This window comes from Achromobacter sp. 18P8.1.1 (assembly GCF_057799415.1).
In genome coordinates this window covers 1-20871 of the sequence record NZ_JBYOKH010000081.1, presented here as the reverse complement: position 1 = coordinate 20871, position 20871 = coordinate 1, and the positions used below count along the sequence as shown (strand labels likewise).

At 66.1% G+C, this 20871-nt stretch carries 17 protein-coding genes; 13 read left to right on the top strand and 4 right to left on the bottom strand.

The window, feature by feature from the left end; genetic code table 11:
- Nucleotides 1–152: 152 nt before the first annotated feature.
- From accC to AC27VE_RS29945, 4 genes are all read right to left on the bottom strand, one after another.
- Complete coding sequence (gene accC, locus AC27VE_RS29960) at nucleotides 153–1499, bottom strand: acetyl-CoA carboxylase biotin carboxylase subunit (protein WP_006226656.1); 1347 nt, start codon at nucleotides 1497–1499, stop codon at nucleotides 153–155.
- Nucleotides 1500–1508: 9 nt separating this feature from the next.
- Nucleotides 1509–1964 (bottom strand): acetyl-CoA carboxylase biotin carboxyl carrier protein, encoded by a 456-nt coding sequence (gene accB, locus AC27VE_RS29955; protein WP_006226655.1) that lies wholly within the window; start codon nucleotides 1962–1964, stop codon nucleotides 1509–1511.
- Between the two features lie 87 nt (nucleotides 1965–2051).
- Nucleotides 2052–2486 (bottom strand): type II 3-dehydroquinate dehydratase, encoded by a 435-nt coding sequence (aroQ, locus tag AC27VE_RS29950; protein WP_006226654.1) that lies wholly within the window; start codon nucleotides 2484–2486, stop codon nucleotides 2052–2054.
- Nucleotides 2487–2575: 89 nt separating this feature from the next.
- A complete protein-coding gene (locus AC27VE_RS29945) occupies nucleotides 2576–3109 on the bottom strand; it encodes a TlpA family protein disulfide reductase (protein ID WP_006226653.1) in 534 nt (177 codons plus the stop codon).
- 134 nt (nucleotides 3110–3243) lie between these two features.
- On the opposite strand from AC27VE_RS29945, the gene mpl reads away from it, so the two are divergent.
- From mpl to AC27VE_RS29880, 13 genes are all read left to right on the top strand, one after another.
- On the top strand, nucleotides 3244–4614 hold the full coding sequence (gene mpl, locus AC27VE_RS29940; RefSeq protein ID WP_488705773.1) for a UDP-N-acetylmuramate:L-alanyl-gamma-D-glutamyl-meso-diaminopimelate ligase: 1371 nt from the start codon (nucleotides 3244–3246) through the stop codon (nucleotides 4612–4614).
- A gap of 29 nt (nucleotides 4615–4643) precedes the next feature.
- The gene (locus AC27VE_RS29935; protein ID WP_454676108.1) at nucleotides 4644–5246 is read left to right on the top strand and encodes a YqiA/YcfP family alpha/beta fold hydrolase; all 603 of its coding nucleotides are present in this window, start codon (nucleotides 4644–4646) and stop codon (nucleotides 5244–5246) included.
- A gap of 73 nt (nucleotides 5247–5319) precedes the next feature.
- Nucleotides 5320–7224 carry a ribonuclease catalytic domain-containing protein gene (locus AC27VE_RS29930; protein WP_488705772.1) on the top strand — a complete coding sequence of 635 codons (1905 nt, stop codon included), beginning with the start codon at nucleotides 5320–5322 and terminating at the stop codon, nucleotides 7222–7224.
- Between the two features lie 1371 nt (nucleotides 7225–8595).
- Nucleotides 8596–9267 carry a response regulator transcription factor gene (locus tag AC27VE_RS29925; protein ID WP_006226649.1) on the top strand — a complete coding sequence of 224 codons (672 nt, stop codon included), beginning with the start codon at nucleotides 8596–8598 and terminating at the stop codon, nucleotides 9265–9267.
- Nucleotides 9254–11737, top strand: a complete 2484-nt coding sequence (locus tag AC27VE_RS29920; protein ID WP_488705771.1) for an extracellular solute-binding protein — start codon at nucleotides 9254–9256, stop codon at nucleotides 11735–11737. The genes AC27VE_RS29925 and AC27VE_RS29920 overlap by 14 nt, the downstream gene beginning before the upstream one ends.
- 129 nt (nucleotides 11738–11866) lie before the next feature.
- Entirely contained in the window at nucleotides 11867–12964 is a 1098-nt protein-coding gene (locus AC27VE_RS29915) for an ABC transporter substrate-binding protein (protein ID WP_088590275.1), read from the top strand.
- A 150-nt stretch (nucleotides 12965–13114) separates the two neighbouring features.
- Nucleotides 13115–14893, top strand: coding sequence for an ABC transporter permease (locus AC27VE_RS29910; RefSeq protein WP_006226646.1), 1779 nt, complete (start codon nucleotides 13115–13117; stop codon nucleotides 14891–14893).
- On the top strand, nucleotides 14886–15974 hold the full coding sequence (locus AC27VE_RS29905) for an ABC transporter ATP-binding protein (RefSeq protein WP_488705770.1): 1089 nt from the start codon (nucleotides 14886–14888) through the stop codon (nucleotides 15972–15974). Before AC27VE_RS29910 ends, AC27VE_RS29905 begins: the two co-directional genes overlap by 8 nt.
- Nucleotides 15975–16091: 117 nt before the next feature.
- A complete protein-coding gene (locus AC27VE_RS29900; protein ID WP_488705769.1) occupies nucleotides 16092–17024 on the top strand; it encodes a TonB family protein in 933 nt (310 codons plus the stop codon).
- On the top strand, nucleotides 17021–17884 hold the full coding sequence (gene aroE, locus AC27VE_RS29895) for a shikimate dehydrogenase (protein ID WP_488705768.1): 864 nt from the start codon (nucleotides 17021–17023) through the stop codon (nucleotides 17882–17884). Before AC27VE_RS29900 ends, aroE begins: the two co-directional genes overlap by 4 nt.
- Before the next feature lie 5 nt (nucleotides 17885–17889).
- Nucleotides 17890–18612, top strand: a complete 723-nt coding sequence (gene mtgA / locus AC27VE_RS29890; protein WP_006226642.1) for a monofunctional biosynthetic peptidoglycan transglycosylase — start codon at nucleotides 17890–17892, stop codon at nucleotides 18610–18612.
- Between the two features lie 91 nt (nucleotides 18613–18703).
- Nucleotides 18704–19882, top strand: a complete 1179-nt coding sequence (gene lptG, locus AC27VE_RS29885; protein ID WP_035213885.1) for an LPS export ABC transporter permease LptG — start codon at nucleotides 18704–18706, stop codon at nucleotides 19880–19882.
- A complete protein-coding gene (locus tag AC27VE_RS29880; protein WP_006226640.1) occupies nucleotides 19879–20712 on the top strand; it encodes a symmetrical bis(5'-nucleosyl)-tetraphosphatase in 834 nt (277 codons plus the stop codon). The genes lptG and AC27VE_RS29880 overlap by 4 nt, the downstream gene beginning before the upstream one ends.
- The last annotated feature ends 159 nt before the right edge of the window (nucleotides 20713–20871 follow it).

Genomic DNA, 20871 nt, shown 5'->3' with positions numbered 1-20871 from the left:
AGTTTTTCACGATTTTTTTTTGTACATTTTGTTAAGGGGGCGGGGGCTGGTGCGGCGCCCCGATGACCGTAAAACAATTAAAAAGGCCCCTGAGGGGGTTGCCTTCGGTACGCCCAAAGGCAAAAAGGGGCCGTGAGGCCCCTAGTGGTCGGTCAGGGACGCTGAGCCAACTTGTTTTCCAGATAGTGGATGCTGGTGCCGCCTTCGATGAAACGGGCGTCCTGCAGCAGTTCGCGATGCAGCGGGATGTTGGTCGAAATGCCTTCCACCACCATTTCCGACAGCGCGATGCGCATGCGGGCCAGCGCCTGGTCGCGCGTATCGCCGTACGTGATGACCTTGGCGATCATCGAATCGTAGTTCGGCGGCACGAAGTAGCCGTTGTAGGCATGCGAATCGATACGCACGCCCGGACCACCCGGCGTGTGCCAGTTGGTGATGCGGCCGGGGCTGGGCACGAAGCGGAAAGGATCTTCCGCGTTGATGCGGCATTCGATCGCATGGCCCTTGAATTGCACGTCGCGCTGGCGCAGCGTGAACTTCTCGCCTGCGGCCACCAGGATCTGCTGCTGCACGAGGTCGATGCCGGTGATCAGTTCGGTCACCGGGTGTTCGACCTGGATGCGGGTGTTCATTTCAATGAAATAGAACTCGCCGTTCTCGAACAGGAATTCGAACGTGCCGGCGCCGCGGTAGCCCATCTTGCGGCAAGCATCGGCGCAACGGTCGCCAATGCGCTCGATCGCGCGGCGGGGGATGCCCGGCGCCGGCGCTTCTTCGATGACTTTCTGGTGGCGGCGCTGCATGGAGCAGTCGCGTTCGCCCAGCCAGACGGCGTTGCGGCCGCCATCGGCCAGCACCTGGATTTCCACATGGCGAGGGTTCTCGAGGAACTTCTCCATATAGACTTCCGGGTTGTTGAACGCGGCGCCTGCTTCCGAACGCGTCATGGTGACGGCGTTCAGCAGCGCGGCCTCGGTGTACACCACGCGCATGCCGCGGCCACCGCCGCCGCCTGCCGCCTTGATGATGACCGGATAACCGACTTCGCGCGCAATGCGGATGATTTCCTGCGGATCTTCGGGCAACGCGCCCTCGGAACCCGGCACCACCGGCACGCCCGCTTCGATCATGGCGCGCTTGGCGCTGACCTTGTCGCCCATCAGGCGAATGGTGTCGGGACGCGGACCGATGAAGACGAAGCCACTCTTTTCGACGCGATCGGCGAAGTCGGCATTTTCGGACAAGAACCCGTAACCCGGGTGGATTGCCTCGGAATCCGTAACTTCGGCCGCCGAAATGATGGCAGGCATGTTCAGGTAGCTGTCACGCGATGGCGCGGGCCCGATGCACACGGATTCATCGGCCAGGCGCACGTACTTGGCTTCGCGGTCAGCCTCGGAGTGCACGACCACGGTTTTGATGCCCAGCTCACGGCAAGCGCGCTGAATGCGCAGGGCGATTTCGCCCCGATTGGCGATCAGGATTTTTTCGAACATTTTCAGCTATCAGCCAATGACGAACAGGGGTTGACCGTACTCGACGGGCTCACCGTTTTCGACCAGGATTTCTTTGATGACGCCGGACTTGTCGGCTTCGATTTCATTGAGCAGCTTCATGGCTTCAATGATGCACAGCGGATCGCCTTCCTTGACGGTGGCGCCCACGTCGATGAACGGGGCGGCGCCCGGGTTCGGCGAACGGTAGAACGTGCCGACCATCGGCGCCTTCACGACATGGCCCTGGATGACCGGGGCGGCTTCGGCGGCCGGGGCGGCGGGTGCCGCGGCCGGGGCCACCGGTGCGGCGTGCGCGCCGGCTTCGGGCTGGTGGTAAGCCACCGGCTGCAAGGTCTGCGAGAACTTGACGATGCGTACCTTGCCTTCGCCCTCGGTGATTTCCAGCTCGGCGATACCCGATTCAGCCACCAGGTCGATCAGGGTTTTGAGTTTTCGAAGGTCCATAGAAGCTGCTTCCCGAGATAGTGTCGACGACGTCCCAGCGTGGGGTCCGCGCCGTATAAGATGTAAAAGCTGTGAGTTGGTGCGAGATCAGTGCCGCACTGCGTAACGCAGAGCCGCCTCGTAGCCGTCCGCGCCGAGGCCGCTGATAAGGCCTATCGCCAAGTCGGACAGATAAGAGTGATGCCTGAAGGGCTCTCGCTTATACAGATTGGACAAATGTACTTCAATAAATGGGATCGCGACCCCAGCCAGCGCATCGCGAATTGCGACGCTGGTGTGCGTATATGCCGCCGCGTTGATGATGATGAAGTCCGTGCCGTCTTGCCGGGCCGCCTGAATGCGGTCAACCAGCGCACCTTCGTGGTTGCCTTGCCAAGCAGTCAGCTTGGCGCCCAATTCGCCTGCAAGCAGTTCCAGGCGCTCATTGATCTGGGGCAGGGTCAGACTGCCGTAGATATGAGGTTCCCGGGTGCCAAGCAGGTTCAGGTTCGGGCCATGCAATACCAGTATGTTTTGCGCCATGCGCTTGCCAATGAGTGGATTGCCAATTGTTGGCAAAACAGCCGATAAACCAGCTTTTTACGCCAATTCCTACTATTTGTCCAACAGACTTACGCCTTCAAACCAGACAGGGTTTGATTCAGGTCATCGGGCTGGATTTCACCCAATATCTTCCGGTTAATTCCGCCATCGGCGTTGAACACGATGGTAAAAGGCAAGCCACCACTGGGGTTTCCGAGCTTGCGCAGGGTATCGATTGCCCCGGCGCCGATCACCCACAGGGGGTAGGAAACTTGCACTTTCTCGACAAATTTTTGCATATTGGCCGCTGAATCAACACCGATGCCGACAAAACGGACGTGCGGGTATTTTTTCTGCAGCGCGTCGAGCTCCGGCATTTCCCTGACGCAAGGCGCGCACCAGGTTGCCCAGAAATTGACCACGATCGGCTGCCCCTTCCACCCGGAGAGCGACTGAGTCGCGCCGTTCAGATCAGGCATCTGCAATTGCATCAGTCCGGCGACGGGATCGCCCGCGTCGGCCGGCGCTGCGGGGTTCTGGGACTTGCGGCCCAGCAAGGTCAAGCCGCCCGCAACCGTGGCGGCAACCGCCACGCCGGCGGAAAGAAGTAGGCGTCGATTCATGGCGCGATCATAACCGCTGCCGCTGTTTTTTGTCGTTCGGCCGTCCTAGGACGAATACGCCCCCTAAAGGGAGCCCCCCGCCCGCGCGGAACGCAGGTCCGCTATATATACAATGCAGGACAGGAGAGTTTTCAATGCACCTGCACATTCTTGGCATCTGCGGTACGTTCATGGGTGGCTTGGCGCTGATCGCGCGGGCCGCCGGACACAAGGTCACTGGTTGCGATGCGGGCGTGTACCCGCCCATGAGCACGCAGCTGTCCGAACAGGGGATCGAACTGATCGAAGGCTTCGGCGTCGAGCAGATGGCGCTGAAGCCCGACCTGTACGTGATCGGCAACGTGGTCAGCCGCGGCAACCCGCTGATGGAAGCCATCCTGGAATCGGGCGCGCGCTACGTGTCCGGTCCGCAATGGCTGGGCGACAACGTCCTGCCCGGCCAGCACGTGCTGGCGGTGGCCGGCACCCATGGCAAGACCACCACCAGCTCGATGCTGGCGTGGGTGCTGGAAGCCGCAGGCCTGGCACCCAACTTCCTGATCGGCGGCGTGGCCCAGGACCTGCACGTGTCTGCCCGCTACGACCCGGCGCGCCGTCCCTTCGTGATCGAGGCGGACGAGTACGACACGGCGTTCTTCGACAAGCGCTCCAAGTTTGTCCATTACCGCCCGCGCACCGCCATCCTGAACAACCTGGAATACGACCACGCCGACATCTTCCCGGATCTGGCCGCGATCGAGACCCAATTTCACCACCTGGTTCGCACCATCCCCGGCTCTGGCCGCATCGTGCGCCCGACGCACTCCGACGCGCTGGACCGTGTGATTGCCCGCGGATGCTGGTCGGAAACCGTCACGTTCGGCGCCGATGGCGCCTGGCAGGCTACGCCACCCGATGCCGAGGGCGCGTTCGGCGTGCTGCGCAATGGCGTGGCGGTCGGCACCGTGCGCTGGAACCTGACGGGCGAGCACAACCGCATGAATGCCCTGGCGGCGCTGGCAGCGGCCGAGCACGTGGGCGTGTCCGCGGAACAGGGCATCGAGGCCCTGACCCGCTTTGCCGGGGTCAAGCGCCGCATGGAACTGCGCGGCACCGTCAACGGCGTGAAGGTCTACGACGATTTCGCCCACCATCCCACCGCCATCGCCACCACCCTGGAAGGGCTGCGCCGCCAGGTCGGGTCGGCGCGCATCCTGGCGGTGCTGGAACCGCGTTCCAACACCATGAAGCTGGGCACCATGGCCGCCCGCCTGCCCGAGGCGCTGGCCGACGCCGACCTGGTGTTCTGCTTCGGCGCGCACAGCGGCAAGCATGCGCTGGGCTGGAACCCGGCCGACGTCCTGGCGCCTCTGGGCGACCGGGCTTCCAGTTACGATGACATCGGCGCGCTCGTTGCCGCCGTGACCGCCGCCGCCCGCCCGGGCGACCAGGTGCTGGTCATGAGCAACGGCGGCTTTGGCGGCATCCACGGCAAGCTGCTGAACGCCTTGCAGGCGCGCGGCTGAACGGCGGACCGATACCGGACGAGCACGAGATGATTCTCTACCTGCACGGATTTCGCTCCTCGCCCACCTCGATGAAGGCCCGGATGATGGCCGACGCCATGACCCAGCTTGGGCTAGCCGCCGACTGGGCGTGCCCGCAGCTGCCCGCCAGCCCCCGGGAAGCGATCGACCTGGCCATGGGCATAGCCCGGCGCCAGCTGGAAGGCGCCGACACGCCCCGCGCCCTGACCGTGATCGGCTCGTCGCTGGGGGGCTTCTACGCCACGTGGCTGGCCGAACAGCTGGGCTGCAAGGCGGTCCTGCTGAACCCGGCCGTGGAGGCCGCGCGCGACCTGGCCACCCAGGTCGGCGAACACCACATGTATCATTCCGACGCGCCGTTCGTCTTTTTGCCCGAATACGTGGACGAACTGGCGGCCATCCATGCCCCTCGCATCACGCAGCCCGACCGGTACTTCCTGGTGGCGGCGACCGGCGACGAGGTGCTGGATTGGCGTGAAATGCGCGATCGCTATGCGGGTTGCCGCCAGCGTATCGTGCAGGGAAGCGACCACGGTTTATCCGATTTCGCGCAATGGATGCCCGAGGTGCTTGAATTCGCCCTTGGCGCCAGGCACGTTCGCCCCCAATAATCAGTATCAGACCTCAACACTCTATATAGCTGCGCAAGGCGGCGCGTGCGCGCCGCCCAGGACGATCCCCACCATGTATGTGTTTTACGAAGACGACGGCAGCTTCAAGGCCGGCAATATCCTGTCCGAGACCGACGCCAGCCTGCAGGTGGAGTCGGAGTCGGGCAAGCGCAGCAAGATCAAGCGCGCCAACACCCTGTTCAATTTCGCGTCGCCTGAGCCGGCGGCGCTGATGAGCCAGGCGGCCGCGGCCGCCGAGGCGCTGGACCTGCAATTCCTGTGGGAATGCGCGCCGCAGGAAGAATTCGACACGCCCGCCCTGGCCGCCGACTACTTCGGCCACGCCCCCACGCCCGTGGAGCAAGCCGCCTTGCTGATGCGCCTGCACGGCGCGCCGGCGTACTTCCATCGCCGCGGCAAGGGCCGCTACCGCCCTGCTCCGCCCGACATCCTGGCCGCCGCGCTGGCCGCCCTGGACAAGAAGCAGCGCCAGGCCGAGCAGCAGCAGGAGTGGGTCGACGAGATGGCCGCGGGCCGTCTGCCCGAACCCATCGCCCAGGCCGCCGAGTCCCTGCTGATCCGCCCGGACAAGAATACGCAGCAATGGAAGGCCCTGGACGCCGCCTGCACCAAGCTGGGCAAGACGCCGGACCGCCTGCTGCTTGAGCTGGGCGCCTGGCCGCATGCGCTGGCCTTGCACAAGCGCCGCTTCCTGGCGGTGAACTTCCCGCGCGGGCTGGCTTTCCCCGACCTGGAACTGCCGCCCGTCGACCGCGAACTGCCGCTGTCGGACGCCGAGATCTATTCGGTGGACGATGTCACCACCACCGAAATCGACGACGCGCTGTCCGTCACCGAGCTGCCCGACGGGCGCCTGCGCGTGGGCGTGCACGTGGCCGCCCCCGGCCTGACCGTGACCCGCGACAGCGAATTCGACAAGCTGGCCCGCGCCCGCCTGTCCACGGTCTACATGCCGGGCGACAAGATCCCGATGCAGCCGGACAGCGTCATCAAGGCGTTCTCGCTGGACGCCGGCCGCGAAGTGCCGGTGCTGTCGCTGTATGTGGTGGCCGACCCGGAGACGGGCGAGATCTTCGAATCCGAAACGCGGCTTGAGCGCGTGGTGGTGCGCGAGAACCTGCGCCACAACATGCTGGATGCCCAGGTCACGGAGGCCAGCCTGGCCGATCCGTCGGCGGACATGCCGTACGGCCACTGGCTGCGCCCGCTGTGGAAGCTGGCGCAGGCGCTGTCGGCGCAACGCGAGAAGGTGCGCGGCAAGCCCGAGAACAATTCGCGGGTGGAATACAGCTTCTATCTGGACGGCAACCCGGACGACCCGGACACGCCCGTGCGCCTGGTGCCCCGCCAGCGCAACGCGCCGCTGGACCGGATGGTGGCCGAATACATGATCCTGGCGAACAACCAGTGGGGCGGCTTGCTGCACCAGCACGGCGTGCCGGGCATCTACCGTTCGCAGCAGGCGGGCCGCGTGCGCATGAGCACGCAGGCGCTGCCGCACGAGGCCATCGGCGTGCCGCAATACGCCTGGAGCACGTCGCCGCTGCGCCGCTACGTCGACCTGGTCAACCAATGGCAGCTGATCGCCGCGGTGGAGCACGGCGTATCAGCCCGCCTGGTGGCACCGTTCAAGCCGCGCGACGCGGACCTCTTCGCGATCATCGGCGCGTTCGACGCGCAGTACGCAGCGTGGGCGGAGTTCCAGAGCGCGATGGAGCGCTACTGGTGCCTGCGCTGGCTGAAGCAGCACGGCGTGACCCGGACGGTGGCGCACGTGTTGCGGGACGATCTGGTGCGGTTCGCGAATGCGCCGCTGGTGACTCGGGTGGGCGGAATGCCCGAGTTGGAGCGCGGAACGGCGGTGGAGATCGATATCCTGGGGATGGATGAGTTGAGCCTGGAGCTGGATTGCCGGTATCTGGGGGAAGTTAGTCCTGCTATGGGAGATGCGGCTTAGTCGCTGCGGGGCTTTCGGGCTTTGAGGGGTGGCTTCGCGGCGGAGGTCGGGGTTCTTCTTTCCGGGTTCCCAGTTCTTCGTTGGTCGCCCGTCGGCGGGGCCGGGCGGATGGCGCGCGCCCACGATTGCGGTCCGGAGCCTTCGCTCCGGACTGCCCCGTCGTCATCTTCGTTGCGGCCTGCGGCCGCTGCCTTCAGATTCCCTCGGGCGCATCAAGGTTGCGCGCCATCCGCCCGGCCCCGTCGACGGGCTGGCGCTGTCTTGGTTTCCGCGCCGCTAGATTGCGACTGACTGACGAGATTTGCGTGGCCCGCCTCAAGCGGCCGCGCGGGCGGCCGCGTTCGGCATACGTGTTGCGGGGCGTCGGGGGTGTGGTCGCTTGCGCGCTTGCGGTGAATGGTTTTCTGTTGGGCCCCGCAGTCAGATGGGTGGGGTGGAGCGACGGGTGGAGCGCGGCGGATACCCGCGTGCTGATCAAGACCCGTGCGCGCGCCACCCGTCTAATAGGGAGACTGTCATGTGGGTGCGGCACTGTCTCTCATCCGACGAGTTGATCGTTGAGCGTTATTCGCCTTCTCGTACGTAGGATGGGTGAAGCGCGGCACAGCCGACATAAGAACGGGAACATCCATCGCGCGCAACCCATCGTGGTGGCATGCGTCCATGATGGGTTACGTGCGACACACGTCCGTGTGCTTGGGCCGACCGGAACGCACTCCACCCATCCTACGACGCTGAACGACGCCGCCACCCACATGAATCGCCTTCGTAGGATGAGTGGAGCGCGGCACATCCGGCATAAGAACGGGAACATCTGTCGCGCGGAACCCATCGTGGTGGCATGCATCCATGATGGGTTACGTGCGATACACGTCCGTGTGCTTGGGCCGACCGGAACGCACTCCACCCATCCTACGACGCCAACACCCCGACGCAAGACAACGCGTAAGCTCCCAAAGGCCGCCCGCGCGGCCGGCCGGGAGCGGGCAGCGCAAGATCTTTCTCTCCCCCTCCTCCCGGGAGCAGAACCTAAAGAACTCGACTCTCCCCGGCGACCGTCAGAATTCAGCCACCAGAGCCCGGCGTGGGGGTGGCCTGGGGTGCGCGGGGCGTCGATAAGCCCGAGGGAATCTGAAGGCAGCCGCCGCAGGCGGCAACGAAGATGACGAAGGGGAAGTCCGGAGCGAAGGCTCCGGACCGCAATCGTTGACCCGCGCACCCCAGGCCACCCCCACGCCGGGCGTCTCAAGAACTCAATCCCCAGGGTCTCAAGAACCCAACCCCAGACACCTCAAGAACCCAAACTGCTCCCCCCATTCCCCTGAACCCCGTAAACTCCCCAAAAAAATCAAAACATCCGGAGGAAACAACATGCGCATTTTGCTGGTCGAGGACAACCTTGATCTAGGCGATGCCGTGGAAAGCAAACTGCGTCTGGCGGGCCATAGCGTGCAATGGGTGCATGATGGGCTGGCGGCTTTGCGTTGGGGGCTGGACGAGACCTGGGATGCGTTGGTGCTGGACATCAACCTGCCGGGCAAGGACGGGTTTTCGGTCATCCGCGAATTGCGTGCGGCCGGGCTGGAGGCGCCCGTCCTCGTCATGACCGCGCGTGCGGAAATCGAAGACAAGATCGACATGCTGGATCTGGGCGCCGATGACTATCTGGTCAAGCCCTTTGACCTGCGCGAGCTCGAAGCGCGGCTGCGGGCGCTGATGCGGCGGCCGGCCGGGCAGACCAGCAGCACCACCCAGTACGGCAATCTCAGCCTGGACCTGGCCGGGCGTAGCGTCACGCTATCGGGTGCGCCGCTGGAGCTGGGGCGGCGCGAATTCCGCTTGCTGGAGATCCTGGTGGGCCGGATTGGGCAGACGGTTGCCAAGGAAAGGCTGATGAACCAGTTGTTTGACCTGGATGACGGGTCGCTCAACGCGCTGGAGCTCCTGATTTCCCGCCTGCGCAAGAAGCTGGCGGGCGCGTCGATCGATATCGTTACCGTGCGCGGCGTCGGCTATCAGGCCCGCAGCCATGAGCATCCCTGAAAGCGCCTCCATCCGCCGCCGCGTCTTCACCTTGGGCGCGGCGCTGCTGGCGTGCGCGCTGATCGGGCTGGTGTTCTTCCTGCGCGATTATGCGCAACGGGCCGCCGAGCAGGCGTTCGACCGGCTGCTGGCCGCGTCTGCGCTGACCATCGCGGGGTCGGTACAGATCGAGGACGATGGCGTGACCGTCGAACCGCCCGTGTCGTCGCTGGCGATGCTGTCGGGCAGTGAACGCGTGTTCTACGAAGCGCGCACCTCCAACGGCCGGCTGATCACCGGCTACGCCGACCTGGCGCCCACCCTGCCGCTGGCGCAGGCGGCAACGCCGGTGTTCGCGTATGTGACCTATCACGATGAGCCGGTCCGGGTGGCGACCGTGGGCAGGCTCGTGTCCGCCAGCCAGCATGCCGGCTGGGTGACGGTGCGCGTGGCCGAAACGCTGGGCTCGCGCGAAGAACTGGCCAGCGAAATCCTGGGCCGCGGCGTCCTGCCGTTGCTGGTCGTCTCGCTGGTGGCGCTGGGCTTGCTGTGGTTCGGGGTGCAGCGCGCGTTTGCGCCGCTGGCCGTGCTGGAACGTGACTTGCGCACCCGCGCGCCGGAAGACCTGACGCCGCTTGCCACCCCGGTGCCCCGCGAGGTGCGCCGCCTGGTCGAAGCGCTTAACGCCTTCATGCAACGCCTTTCCATCATCATGGATACCTTGAACACGCTGGTGGCCGACGCCACGCATCAGGTGCGCACACCCCTGGCGTCCTTGCGCGCGCAAGCCGAGGTGGCGCTGGAGGAAACCGATCCGACACGCCTGCGCGAACGCATCGGCCGCATCCATCTGAACGCCACGCATGCCAGCCAGCTGATCAATCAGCTGCTGATGGACGCCACCATCACGCACCGCCTGGGCAAAGGGCCCCCGGAGCCGGTCGGGGTTGCCGAAACCATCAACGAAACCCGCCGCCGCATCGGCCCGGTGGAAGCCGGAAGGCTGCGTATCGAGATTGCCCCTGAGGTACGCCGCGCCCGGATCGCCGGCGACCGCGTGGCGCTGCGCGAAATGCTGCGCAACCTGGTGGACAACGCGCTGCGCTACGCGCCCGATGGCACCGTGGACATCCAGGCGACGCCGGTTGCAGGGTTCCGCGTGGCGCTGACGGTGTCCGACCGGGGCCCCGGGATTTCCGACGACGAGAAAGAAGCGGTGCAACAGCGCTTCACGCGGGGCCGTGCCGGGCAGTCGCAAACGGGCTCCGGCCTGGGCCTGGCCATCGTGCGCTCGGTCGCCCTGGCCCACGGCGGGTCGCTGTGGCTGCACGACCGGCCGGGCGGCGGGCTGTCGGCACGGGTCATCCTGCCGCTGGCGCAGCCCTCGGGCCGCCATCTGGGCGCCTGGCTGGGCGCGCTCTGCACGGCGGCGATGTTGCTGGTGTCGGCCCCCAACGACGTGCAGGCGGCCGAGCTGGAAGAGATCGTCACGCACTATCCCGCGCCGCAGCCCTCGTCGCGCACGCTGGTCATCGCGGGGCCGACCGACACGCCGGTCGTCGCGCCGCTGATTCAGGGCTTCCAGTCGCTGCGGCCTGACGTCTCGGTGACCTACCGTGAAATCGGCAGCCGGGATCTGTACGAAGCCACGATCGACGGGCGGTTGACGCAGGTGGATGTACTGATGAGCTCGGCGTCGGACCTGCAGATCAGGCTGGCCAACGACGGCTATGCGCAAAGCTACGCGTCGCCCTACGCCCCCAAGCTGCCTTCGTGGGCCGTCTGGCGCAACGAGGTCTATGGCTTCACGTTCGAACCGGCCGTGATCGTCTACAACCCCAAGCGCTATACGGAGGCCACCGTGCCGCGGTCGCGCCAGGACCTGCTGCGGCTGCTGGAACGCGAACAGGCCAGCCTGCAGGGCCGCGTCGGCACCTACGACATTGCCGCCAGCAGCGTGGGCTACCTGCTGGCCGAGCAGGATGAGCTGGTGTCGTCGAACTTCTGGGGGCTGGCCAACGCCATGGGGCAGGTCGGCGTGCGCCTGTCGCCCACCACCGCCCAGTTGCTGGACGCCATCGAGAACGACGAGATGGACCTGGCCTACAACATCCTGGGGTCGTACGCGCTGTCGCGCCAGGCCTCCGGCAGCAAGATCGGCGTGGTGTTCCCGCAGGACTATGTGCTGGTGCTGGCGCGTTCCGTGCTGATATCGCGCCGCGCCCCCAGCCCGGACCTGGCGCGCGCGCTGGTGGACTGGCTCTTGTCGCCCGCCGGCCAGCAGGTGGCCTCCAGCCATGCGGCGCTGGGCTCCATCATGGAAGACACGCCCGGACGCTGGACGTCCGAGGCCGTGCTGGCGCGTTCCAGCGGCATCGTGCAGCCCGTGGTGCTGAGCCCCGCGCTCCTGGTGGGGCTGGATCAGCGACGGCACTCGCGCTTCGTGCAGAACTGGGTGCGGCTGGTGACGGATACGCCCAAGCGACCGTAGCTGCGCCCAGGGATTACCCCTAGCCGCAACCTGTCTCCATGACAGGACGACGACAGACGCCGCCTCCTAAGATGGGCGCAGGCTGGACCAAGATCCTGCTCAGACCAATTCCAATCGGAGACAACACCCATGCTTGCCAAGTCCCAACTGGCGGCCGCCTGCGCCGCTGCATTCGCCATTGCCACCGGCAGCGCCTTTGCGCAGGCCGTGCCCGCGGGTTACCCGGCCGACTATCAGAAGATCCTGGACGGCGCCAAGAAGGAAGGCAAGGTCGTCATCTATTCGACCACCGACACCAAGGCCGCCGGCCCCATCATCAAGGGCTTCGAAGCGCTGTACCCGGGCGTCAAGGTCGAATACAACGACATGAACAGCACCGAGCTCTACAACCGCTACATCAGCGAACAAGCGGCGGGCGGCGGCAGCGGCGACATCGTCTGGAGCTCGTCGATGGACTCGGCGCTGAAGCTGGCCACCGACTACGCCTTGCAGTACAAGTCGCCCGAAATCAGTAAGCTGCCGGCCTGGGCCGTGTGGAAGGATTCGGCCTACGGCACGACGTACGAGCCGGCCGTGTTCATCTACAACAAGCGCCTGATCCCCGCCAACGAAGTGCCGACCACGCACGGCGCCCTGGCCAAGCTGATCGCCAGCCAGCCGGACAAGTTCAAGAACAAGGTCACCACCTACGACATCGAGAAGTCGGCCGTGGGCTTCATGCTGGCCGTGCAGGACAAGGCCAACGACCCCAAGTACTTCGAAACGCTCAAGGACATTGCCAAGGGCGGCCTGATCGTGCAGTCGTCCACCGGCACCATGATGGAACGCGTGTCGTCGGGCGAAAACCTGATCGGCTACAACATCCTGGGTTCGTACGCCGAAACCCGCGCCAAGTCGGATCCGTCGCTGGGCGTGGCCTACCCGACCGACTACGCGCTGGTGCTGTCGCGCGTGGCGTTCATCAGCAAGAAGGCCAAGAACCGCAACGCGGCCAAGCTGTGGATGGACTACCTGCTGTCGCAGAAGGGCCAGGAAATCATGGCCAACCAGGCCGACCTGGCTTCGGTGCGCGACGACATCGAAGGCGACAACGACGTGGACGGCATGACCAAGAAGCTGGGCGCTTCGCTCAAGCCGATCCCGGTCAACGAAACGCTGCTGGACTACCTGGAACAGACCAAGCGCCTGCAGTTCATCAAGGACTGGCGCGCCGCGGCGGGCAAGTAATGCCGCGCGGGTTCAGGACGGCGCACCCGGCCTGAACCGCCACAACGCGTAGCGGGCGGCACGGCGCCGCCCGCCTGACCGCCCCCGGGCGGGCTCTTCCCTGCCCGGGCGGCGCGACCGTCGCGTCATTTTCGACAACAGGATTTCCCCATGCAGTCATTGCGCAGAAAATGGCAGTCCTTGCCGCGCGGCGTGGTGGTGTTGATCACGGCACTGGCCATCTACGTGCCGCTGTCGTTCATCATCATCCAGAGCTTTCTCTCCGCGCCTTTCTTTGCCCCGTCCAAGGTCTTCAGCCTGGACGCGTTCCGCTTCATCTTCGCGGACCCCGATTTCTACAAGGCGCTGAAAAGCGGCTTCATCCTGGCCTTCGGGCTGGCCATCATCGCCATCCCGCTGGGCGGCATGCTGGCCTTCCTGATGATCCGTACCGACCTGCCCGGCCGCCGCTGGATCGAACCGCTGATCCTGGTGCCGGTGTTCGTGTCGCCGATGGTGCTGGGCTTCGGCTACGTCGTGGCCGCCGGCCCCGTGGGCTTCTTTTCGATCTGGGCGCAGAACATCCTGGGCTTCGTGCCCTGGAACGTCTATTCGCTGACCAGCATCGTCATCATCGCCGGCCTGACGCACGTGCCGCACGCCTACCTGTACATCTCGTCGGCCCTGCGCAGCATGGGTTCCGACGTGGAAGAAGCCGCCCGCGTCACCGGCGCCTCGCCGCTGCGCGTGATGGTGTCGGTCAGCCTGCCGATGGTGCGCCCGGCCATGCTGTACGCCACCGTGCTGCTGTTCTTCCTGGGCCTGGAGGTGTTCGGCCTGGTGCTGGTGCTGGGCGACCCCGAAGGCAACCTGGTGCTGGCGACGTACCTGTACAAGCTGACGAACAAGCTGGGCATCCCGTCCTACCACCTGATGGCGGCCGTGGCCGTGATCCTGATCTGCATGACGATCCCGCTGGTCATGCTGCAACGCCGCCTGATGCGCACCGCCAACCGCTTCGTCACCGTCAAGGGCAAGGCCTCGCGCGCCCGTCCGCTGCCGCTGGGCAAGTGGCGCTGGGTGGCGGGTGCCGTGGTGGCGTTCTGGCTGCTGGTCACCATCGTGGTGCCGCTGCTGGGCGTGTTGCTGCGAGCCTTCGTGTCCAACTGGGGCATGGGCGTGTCGCTGTTCGACGTGCTGTCGCTGGACGCCTTCCGCACGGTGTTCGCGCAGCCCAACCTGATGCGCGCCATCGTGAACTCGGTGGCCATCGGCGTGTTCGGCGGCGCACTGGCCGTGATGTGCTACATGTTCGTGGGCCTGGCGATGCACCGCAAGCCCGACAACGTCACGCGCTTCATGGACTACAGCGTGCTGGTGCCGCGCGCCGTGCCCGGCCTGCTCGCCGGCCTGGCATTCCTGTGGGTGTTCCTGTTCGTGCCGATGTGGCTGGACAACGCGCTGGACGTGGACGAGAACGGCTGGCTGTCCGCCCTGCCGTTCGCGGAATGGCTGCGCGAGAACTTCATCGAATGGCTGCGCGCCATGCGCAGCACCATCTTCAGTGTGTGGCTGGCCTACACCGTGGTGTGGATGGCCTACGGCCTGCGCCTGATCTCGTCGACCCTGCTGCAAGTCGGGCCGGAACTGGAAGAGGCCGCCCGCAGCGCCGGCGCGCGCCGCGGCCAGGTCACGCGCCACGTCACGGTGCCGCTGGCCAAGTACGGCCTGATCGGTTCGTGGCTGCTGATGTTCCTGATCTTCGAGCGCGAATACTCCACGGGCGTCTACCTGCTGTCGCCCGGCACCGAGACCATCGGTTCCATGCTGGTGTCGCTGTGGGCCTCGGGCGCCATCGACATCGTGGCCGCGCTTTCCTTCATCAATATCGTTCTGGTCGTGATCGGCCTGGGCATCGCCCTGCGATTCGGAGTCAAACTTCATGATTGAGCTTTCTGTAGAAGACCTGCACCTGGACTACGGCGACAACCCGGTGCTCAAGGGCGTGTCGATGCAACTGCGCCAGGGCGAAGTGGTGTCCCTGCTGGGACCGTCGGGCAGCGGCAAGACGACTTTGCTGCGCGCCGTGGCCGGCCTGGAAGGCCCCAAGCGCGGCCGCATCACGATTGGCGACCGCATCGTCTACGACGGCGGCGCGCGCAAGGAGATTCCCGCCGAAGAGCGCAACCTGGGCCTGGTGTTCCAGTCCTACGCGCTTTGGCCGCACAAGACCGTCTTCGAAAACGTGGCCTACCCGCTGAAGCTGCGCAAGGTGTCGTCGGCCGAAGTGCGCGAACGCGTGCAGGCCGTACTGGACCAGCTGGGCCTGGGCAAGTTGGGCCAGCGCCATCCGCACGCGCTGTCCGGCGGCCAGCAGCAGCGGGTGGCCATCGGCCGGGCGCTGGTGTACAGCCCGCCCGTCATCCTGCTGGACGAGCCGCTGTCCAACCTGGACGCCAAGCTGCGCGAAGAGGCTCGCGCCTTCCTGCGCGAACTGATCATCCGCCTGGGGCTGTCGGCCCTGATGGTGACGCATGACCAGAGCGAAGCCATGGCGATTTCCGACCGCATCCTGCTGCTGAACAACGGCAAGATCGAACAGCAGGGCACGCCGCAGGAAATGTACGGCTCGCCGTCCACGCTGTTCACCGCCGAATTCATGGGCAGCAACAACCGGCTGGAAGGCAAGGTCACCGAAGTGCGCGACGGCCGCGCCCGCATCGAAGGCCGCGGTTGGGCCCTGTGGGGCAAGGCGGGCGAAGGCGTGACCCAAGGCCAGGACGGCACGGCGGTGATCCGGGTGGAACAGGTGCGCCTGGCGGACGACCCGGACGGCAACCATCTGGACATGCCGCTCTTGACCAGCATGTACCTCGGCGACCGGTGGGAATACCTGTTCCGCACCCCGGACGCGGATCCCGCCAACACGCTGGCCCTGCGCGCCTACGGGCCGGAAGGCCGCGAACCCGGCCCCTGCCGCTTGGCGCTGCCCGCCAGCAAGGTCTGGATCTTCCCGCGCAAGACGGCGTGACGCACCCCGGCCGTCTGCACGCGGGGGCCCGCCCTTCGCGCGCACGGCCGGACCAGCCCTGCGCCCGGGCGGCCGCCCGGCTTGCCGTCCGATAGCTGTTACAAGCCGTTGGCCTGCATGCCGGGCAACGTGGACTCGACTTACAATGCGTCCGTGCAACGCCCTGATTCCCCCTCCCCGCTAAGCCGTTACCTGCGGTGGCTGGGCGCTCCCGCCCAGCACTACCTGCGAATCGGCATCGCAATATCGCTGTTGGTGCACGCCGGCGCGCTGGCGTGGCGCTTTGGCGCGCCCGCCTTTACCCGCCCGCCGGTGACCAGCCTGGAAGTCGTGCTGCTCAATGCCCGCAGCGAGACGCCGCCGGACACGCCCCGTGCCCAGGCGCAGAATCAGATGAGCGGCGGCGGCAACGCCGACCGCGGCATGACCACCACCCCGCTGCCCCAGACCGGCGCCTCCGCCGAAACCATCGTGCTGGAAGCCATGCGCCGCCGCCAGGTGCAGCTGGAAGCCGAACAGACCCGCCTGATGACCCAGCTGCGCTCGCAAGAGAAAGCCGGCGTCGAACGCCAGGCCGTCAACCCCTGGCCGGACGGCACCGCCCTGGGGCAGGACTCCCAGGATCAGGCCAGCGTGATCCAGAATGCCCAGGTGGCCGCCCTGGCCGCACGGGTGCAGCAATACAGCGCCGAACCCCGCAAGCAATTCGTGGCCCCGTCGGCCGAGGCCTCGCGCTATGCCGCTTACCTGGACGCCTGGCGCACCCGGATCGAGGCGGTCGGCACCCAGCACTACCCGGACGAGGCGCGCGGGCGCATCTACGGCACGCTGCGCATCACGGTGTCGGTCCGCAGCGACGGCAGCATCGCCAACGTGGAAATCGATCAGCCCTCGCCGCACGCGGTGCTGAACCAGGCCGCGCGCCGCATCGTCCAGCTGGCGGCCCCCTTCCCCCCATTCCCTCCCGATATCGCCCGCGATACGGACGTGCTGGTCATCACCCGCACCTGGCATTTCGTCAACGACACCCTGGAAACACAAGCCCCATGACCGAGGCGACCCCTCTTGCCCGCTACGCCGTCATCGGCAATCCCATCGCGCATAGCCGCTCGCCCCAGATCCACGCCCTGTTCTCCCAGCAGACCGGCAAACCGCTGCGCTACGAGCGCCTGCTGGCCCCGGTGGACGGGTTTGCCGAGGCGGCCGCGGCCTTCGTGGCAGAGGGCGGTCTGGGCCTGAACGTCACGGTGCCCTTCAAGCTGGACGCCTACGCCCTGGCGGCGGGCCGCTTGTCTACCCGCGCCCGGCTGGCCGGGGCGGTCAATACCCTGTCCTGGCGCGATGGCGCCTGGCACGGCTGCAACACGGACGGCGTTGGCCTGGTGTCCGACCTGCTGCGACTGGGCGTGCGCCTGAACGGCGCCTCGGTGCTGCTGGTGGGCGCGGGAGGCGCCGCTCGCGGCGTGCTGCAACCACTGGCGGAAGCCGGCTGCGCCCGTCTGCACATCGTCAACCGCACGGCAGCCAAGGCCTTGGCGCTGGCCGATGCCTGGCGCGATACCGGCGTGTCGCCGCAGACCCGGGTCACGGCCGGCGGACTGGCCGACGCCACGCTCGCAGGCGGCTGGAACCTGGTGATCAACGCCACGGCCAGCGGCCTGCAGGATGCCGCCCCCGACCTGCCCGCCGGCCTGTACGCCGAAGGCGCGGCCGGCTACGACATGATGTACGGCGCCCAGCCCACCGCGTTCATGCAACAGGCGCAGGCCGACGGCGCCGCGCTGACGGCCGACGGCCTGGGCATGCTGGTGGGCCAGGCCGCCGAGAGCTTCTACATCTGGCACGGCGTGCGCCCCGACCCGGCGCCCGTGCTGGCGGCGCTGCGCGAGGCGCTCATGGCGGGACGCTAAGCAGCATGGCGGCGCGCAAGGGCCGATCGTGGTTCCGGATCACCACCGGCGTCCTGATGGCGCTGGTGTGCCTGGTCCTGCTGTACCAATTCTGGCTCTTCGCCCAAGTGGTCTGGTACAACTACCGCGACCCCGGCAGCAGCGCGATCATGCGCGAAGAGCTGTCCCGCCTGCGCGAGGGCAACCCCGACTTCAAGCTGCAGTACGAATGGGTGCCCTACGACAAGATCAACCGCAACCTCAAGCGCGCGGTCGTCGCCTCGGAAGACTCCAACTTCACCGTCCACGACGGCATCGAATGGGACGCCATCCGCAAGGCCTGGGAGTACAACCAGCGCCAGGAAGAAGCCGGCCGCAGCAAGATGCGGGGCGGCTCCACCATCACCCAGCAGTTGGCCAAGAACCTGTTCCTGTCCAGTTCACGCAGCTATATCCGCAAGGGCCAGGAACTGGTCCTGACCTATATGATCGAACACGTCATGACCAAGGAACGGATCCTGGAGCTGTATCTGAACGTGGCCGAATGGGGCGTGGGCGTGTTCGGGGCGCAGGCGGCCTCCAAGCACTACTTCAACACCACGGCCGCCAACCTGGGCGCAAGCCAGGCTGCCCGGCTTGCCGCCATGCTGCCCAACCCCCGCTTCTATGACAGCCGCCGCAATTCCAACTACCTGAACTCCCGCGTCGGCGTGCTGACCCGCCGGATGCAGATGGTTGACATCCCCTGATACCCAAATCCACGCCATTCCGTCAGGCCTTCCCCACCCTTAGCGGCGGGATTTGTTAAGCTTTCACGTTTACGCGCTCCCTTTCCTTTTCATGCGTACCGCACGTCGCTACCTGGCCCGCGAGATCTATCGCTCTTGTGCAGTGGTCCTTATGGCCCTGCTGGGTCTTTTCACGTTCTTCGCGCTGGTGGACGACCTGGACAACGTGGGCGACAAGTTCTCCATGATGGCCCTGCTCTACATGCAGGCGCTGGCCATTCCCACCCGCTTGTACGACCTCCTGCCCATCGGGCTGCTGATCGGCGCGATCCTTGCGCTGGCGGGTCTGGCGCAGCGTAACGAACTCGTCATCCTGCGGGTCTCGGGCGTCAGCGGCATGCGCCTGCTGCGCATGCTGTGGATCGTCACCATCCCCCTGATGATCGGCGCGGCCCTGCTGTCCGAATATGTCACCCCCTGGGCCGAGATCAAAAGCGGCGAAGCCAACCTGCTGTTTCGCGGCAAGGCCGGCGGCGACCGCTTGAAGAGCGGCTACTGGTTCAAGGAACCCACCGCCAACGGCGGCACCCGCATCATCAATATCGGCGAACTCAAGGGCGACGGCCAAGTGGCCAACATCACCCTGTACGAATTCAAGAAAGACCTGACGCTGTCCGTCCTGTCCACGGCGCCCACCGGCCTGTTCGCCCACGGCGACCTGGTGCTCAAGGACGTGGCCGAGACGCGGCTGGACGACGAGGCCTCCGAGGCGCTGGCCAATGCCCGTCCGCCGAAGAACCCGCCCGCGGCCGTCGTGAAGGTGCCCGAGCGCACGGTGGACACCACGCTCAGCGCCGAGCGCCTGCTGGCCCGCGTGCTGACCCCTGAACGCATGTCCATCGTCACGTTGCTGGACTATGTGGAGTATTTGCGCGACAACCAGCTGCAATATGGTCGACAGGTCGTCGCCCTGTGGCGCAAACTGGCGTATCCGTTCACCTTGCTGGTGATGATCACGATTGCGGCCCCGATCGGCCTGATGCAGACGCGCCGCGGTGGCGTGGGCGCCAAGGTCTTCATCGGCATCCTGCTGGGCGTGGGCTTCTTCATGCTGAACCAGCTGGCCCTGAACGTGGGCATGTTGGGCAAGTGGCCGCCCTGGCTGACCGCCCTGGGTCCGAACCTGGGCGCCATGGCCCTGGCGCTGGGCGCGATGACCTACATGGAATACCGCCACACCTTTACCCGGTTCGTCCAACAACGCTGGCCTTGGAGCAAAAGTCCCGCATGAACGGCAGTATCTGGATGATCGGCGACGTGCAGGGGTGCTGCTCGCCGCTGGACCGCTTGCTGTCCCACCCCGATCTGGTCGGCGACCCGCAGTCGCGCTTCTGGTTCGCCGGGGACCTGGTCAACCGCGGCCCGCAGTCGCTGGAGACCCTGCGTCGCATCATCGACCTGGGCGACCGCGCGACGTCGGTGCTGGGTAACCATGACCTCCACCTGCTGGCCGCCGCGGCCGGGGTGCGCAAGCCGTCGAAATCGGACACGCTCGAAGAGATTCTTCGCGCGCCGGACGCGGCCGACCTGATCAACTGGCTGCGTTTCCGCCCGCTGGCCCATTTCGAACAAGGCCACCTGCTGGTGCACGCCGGCACGCTGGCAAAATGGGACGTCGCCAAGACGCTGTCCCTGGCCGGCGAAGTCCAGGACGCCCTGCGCGGCCCGAACTGGCAGAAGGCGCTGCAAAAGATGTACGGCAATGAGCCGGCCACGTGGAAAGAAGACCACAAGGGCGGCAAGCGGATGCGGGTGATCATCAACGCGCTGACGCGGATCCGCCTGTGCACGCCGAACGGACACATGGAGTTCGCAACCAAGGTCGCCCCGGGCGCCTGGCCACCGGGCCTGGTGCCATGGTTCGACGTCCCGAACCGGGCCACCCGGGACATCACGACGGTTTTCGGGCACTGGTCGACGCTGGGGTTACTGCAGCGGCCGGACGTGATCTGCCTGGACACCGGGTGCGTGTGGGGGGGAGCGTTGACGGCTTTGCGGTTGCAGGATCGGAAACTGGTGCAGGTGAAGTGTTCGCAGTTTCAGAATCCGTTGTCTGAGTGATTGGGAAGCTGCTGATTTAGTGGCTCGTTTTTTTGGCTCGTTTTTCTGGCGAGTCTTAGCGCTTCGTAGGTCGCCCGTCGGCGGTGTCGGCATGACGGCGCGCGCCCACGATTGCGGTCCGGAGCGTTCGCTCCGGACTGCCCCTTCGTCATCTTCGTT

Excerpts from the sequence above, each read along its gene's own strand:
- AC27VE_RS29945 (WP_006226653.1), bottom strand. The coding sequence starts at position 3,109 with ATGAATCGACGCCTACTTCTTTCCGCCGGCGTGGCGGTTGCCGCCACG.
- AC27VE_RS29900 (WP_488705769.1), top strand. The coding sequence starts at position 16,092 with ATGCCGGGCAACGTGGACTCGACTTACAATGCGTCCGTGCAACGCCCT.
- AC27VE_RS29915 (WP_088590275.1), top strand. The coding sequence starts at position 11,867 with ATGCTTGCCAAGTCCCAACTGGCGGCCGCCTGCGCCGCTGCATTCGCC.
- lptG (WP_035213885.1), top strand. The coding sequence starts at position 18,704 with ATGCGTACCGCACGTCGCTACCTGGCCCGCGAGATCTATCGCTCTTGT.
- mtgA (WP_006226642.1), top strand. The coding sequence starts at position 17,890 with ATGGCGGCGCGCAAGGGCCGATCGTGGTTCCGGATCACCACCGGCGTC.
- AC27VE_RS29920 (WP_488705771.1), top strand. The coding sequence starts at position 9,254 with ATGAGCATCCCTGAAAGCGCCTCCATCCGCCGCCGCGTCTTCACCTTG.
- mpl (WP_488705773.1), top strand. The coding sequence starts at position 3,244 with ATGCACCTGCACATTCTTGGCATCTGCGGTACGTTCATGGGTGGCTTG.
- AC27VE_RS29935 (WP_454676108.1), top strand. The coding sequence starts at position 4,644 with ATGATTCTCTACCTGCACGGATTTCGCTCCTCGCCCACCTCGATGAAG.
- aroE (WP_488705768.1), top strand. The coding sequence starts at position 17,021 with ATGACCGAGGCGACCCCTCTTGCCCGCTACGCCGTCATCGGCAATCCC.
- AC27VE_RS29880 (WP_006226640.1), top strand. The coding sequence starts at position 19,879 with ATGAACGGCAGTATCTGGATGATCGGCGACGTGCAGGGGTGCTGCTCG.
- AC27VE_RS29925 (WP_006226649.1), top strand. The coding sequence starts at position 8,596 with ATGCGCATTTTGCTGGTCGAGGACAACCTTGATCTAGGCGATGCCGTG.
- AC27VE_RS29910 (WP_006226646.1), top strand. The coding sequence starts at position 13,115 with ATGCAGTCATTGCGCAGAAAATGGCAGTCCTTGCCGCGCGGCGTGGTG.
- accB (WP_006226655.1), bottom strand. The coding sequence starts at position 1,964 with ATGGACCTTCGAAAACTCAAAACCCTGATCGACCTGGTGGCTGAATCG.
- AC27VE_RS29930 (WP_488705772.1), top strand. The coding sequence starts at position 5,320 with ATGTATGTGTTTTACGAAGACGACGGCAGCTTCAAGGCCGGCAATATC.
- AC27VE_RS29905 (WP_488705770.1), top strand. The coding sequence starts at position 14,886 with ATGATTGAGCTTTCTGTAGAAGACCTGCACCTGGACTACGGCGACAAC.
- accC (WP_006226656.1), bottom strand. The coding sequence starts at position 1,499 with ATGTTCGAAAAAATCCTGATCGCCAATCGGGGCGAAATCGCCCTGCGC.
- aroQ (WP_006226654.1), bottom strand. The coding sequence starts at position 2,486 with ATGGCGCAAAACATACTGGTATTGCATGGCCCGAACCTGAACCTGCTT.